The organism is Streptomyces sp. NPDC055103 (assembly GCF_053607625.1).
In genome coordinates, this window is sequence record NZ_JBSGTX010000160.1 from 1 (window position 1) to 2,090 (window position 2,090).

The 2,090-nt window shown below is 68.5% G+C and carries 2 protein-coding genes; one reads left to right on the plus strand and one right to left on the minus strand.

The window, feature by feature from the left end:
- Positions 1-277 precede the first annotated feature (277 nt).
- Positions 278-937 carry a ScbR family autoregulator-binding transcription factor gene (locus tag ACWFR1_RS40175; RefSeq protein ID WP_453561013.1) on the minus strand — a complete coding sequence of 220 codons (660 nt, stop codon included), beginning with the start codon at positions 935-937 and terminating at the stop codon, positions 278-280.
- A 128-nt stretch (positions 938-1,065) separates the two neighbouring features.
- Between ACWFR1_RS40175 and ACWFR1_RS40180 the strand changes: the two genes are divergently transcribed.
- Positions 1,066-2,016 carry a ScbA/BarX family gamma-butyrolactone biosynthesis protein gene (locus ACWFR1_RS40180; protein ID WP_453561016.1) on the plus strand — a complete coding sequence of 317 codons (951 nt, stop codon included), beginning with the start codon at positions 1,066-1,068 and terminating at the stop codon, positions 2,014-2,016.
- Positions 2,017-2,090 lie beyond the last annotated feature (74 nt).

Below are 2,090 nucleotides of genomic sequence, written 5' to 3' on the forward strand. Positions count from 1 at the left end.
ACCGCGGCCGCGAACGGCGCGATCTTCGCCTCCGCCAGCGCACGCACCGACTCCCGGAGCATGTCGTGCTCCTCGGAGGGCCGATACAGGTCGAAGTCCTTGCCCATGATGTGGAGCTCCCCTAGACGCTTGTGGCACCGCTGAACTGCTTGTGGCACTGAGTACCCTCAGCAAAACACACTCAGTGCCATGACGCCAGAGCGCCCCGACGCTGTTCCGCGTCGGGGCGCTTACCCGACCAGTCGGTCGGTTTTGTTTACAGAGGGTGTGCGCGCGGTTATGACTCCTCGTGGCGGCTCTGGTTCAGGTCGTACTCCGCCGCCAGCTGCCGGGCGCGGCCCTCGCTCATGTCGAGGCTCGTCAGCAGGGCGGGCGTACAGATGCTCGGCAGGAGGTAGCGGAGCAGTACCGAGACCCGATGGGTCAGGTCGTTGCGATCGCGCAGGATCTGGGACATCGTCTGGATTCCGGCGTACGCGCCCGAGAAGAGTTCGGCCGTGTCCGACACGTCCACATGGACGAGGATCTCACCCCTGGCCTTCGCGACGGTCAGGATCTCCGACACCTGGTCGATCCACGCCCGGAACGGCGCGGCCCTGTCCACGCCCGTGGCACCACTGTCCAGGGCCAGTGCGACGCTCGCCCGCACGAGCGGGTCGCGCTGCAGCCGGTGAGCGAGGAGGAAGGCCTGGTCCGCGAGCTCCTGGAGCTTGATGGGCTGCGGGCTCAGGGGCTCGTCGAGCATCTGGGCGTCGAGAACGCCGAGAGCGAGATCTTCCTTGGAAGCAAAGTGGAAATACAGGGCCCCCTTGGTCACCCCGGCGCGCGCCAGGATCTCGCCGATGGTCGTGCGCTCGTAGCCGCGCTCCGCGAAGACCGTGGCAGCCGACTCCAGGATCGCCCGACGGGTCTTGATTGCACGCGCTTGCTGCGCCAAGGCGCCTCCTGCTGTCTCGCTGTCTGTGCTCACCGTGTGACGTGAAGCATTGAAAAGAAAACCGCGCTGTACGTATTCTACGTCGGGCGGACACACCGCCCAGGGGCGTGGGATGCAAGGGGGATCCAATGGATCAGAACTGTCGAGGGGCTACGGCGGGGGTCCCCGGGGAGTTCGTTCACCGAGCCGACCCCGCGGACATCATCCCCACGGGCTGGACGCAGTTGACGGAGAACCGATTCTCTGTAGCCGCCCGCTGGCCTGCCGCGCATCCCTTCTTCTCTCCCGTGGCGGGGGACCGGCACGACCCCGTGCTGGTGGCCGAGACGATACGCCAGGCCACCATGCTCGTCGCTCATGCCGAGCTGGGGGTACCCGTGGACGAGCAGTTCGTCATGTGGGGCCTCAGCTACACCGCTGACCCCGAGGCGCTCGCCGTCGACGGCCTCTCCTCGGACGTCACCGTCGACGTCGTGTGCTCCGACCTGACCAGTCGTGGCGCCAGCCTCCGGAACCTGCGCACCACCCTGGTGCTGACACGTGGCGGCCGCTACCTCGGCACCGGCAACGCCCTGGCCCGCTGCACGTCTGCCCTGGCGTACCGCCGGATCCGCGGGGAGCGCATGGCGGCGCTGGGCAAGCCGGTCCCGCTGATTCCGGGAGTGGCCCCGCACCTGGTCGGTCGTGAGCACTCCAAGGACGTCGTCCTGGCCCCGGGCACCAGGCCCGGTCAGTGGCAGCTGCGGATCAACACCGGCCACACCACTCTCTTCCGCCGCCCGAACGACCACGTGCCCGGGATGGTCCTCATCGAAGCCGCCCGCCAGGCGGCGACGCTGACGACGGGGAGCAGGGCGTTCCTGCCCGCCGCGGCGGACGCCACCTTCTCGCGTTACGCGGAGCTCGACAGCCCGTGCTGGATCGAGACCGAGGTCGTGCCCACCCCCGATCCCTCGGTGACCACCGTCCGGGTCTTCGGCCGGCAGGACGGCAACGAGGTGTTCCAGTGCGTGCTCGCCTCCCCGTCACGCGACCTGGCGATCGCCGGAGGCGGCCTTGGCAGCCGACTGGCGGGTTGAACCGGACAGGAACCATGGGTCCTCGCATTCTGATCACCGGCACGACCGGATTCATCGGCGGCCGGGTCGCGGCC

Coding starts and splice junctions, on each gene's coding strand:
- ACWFR1_RS40180 (WP_453561016.1), top strand. CDS start 1,066: ATGGATCAGAACTGTCGAGGGGCTACGGCGGGGGTCCCCGGGGAGTTC.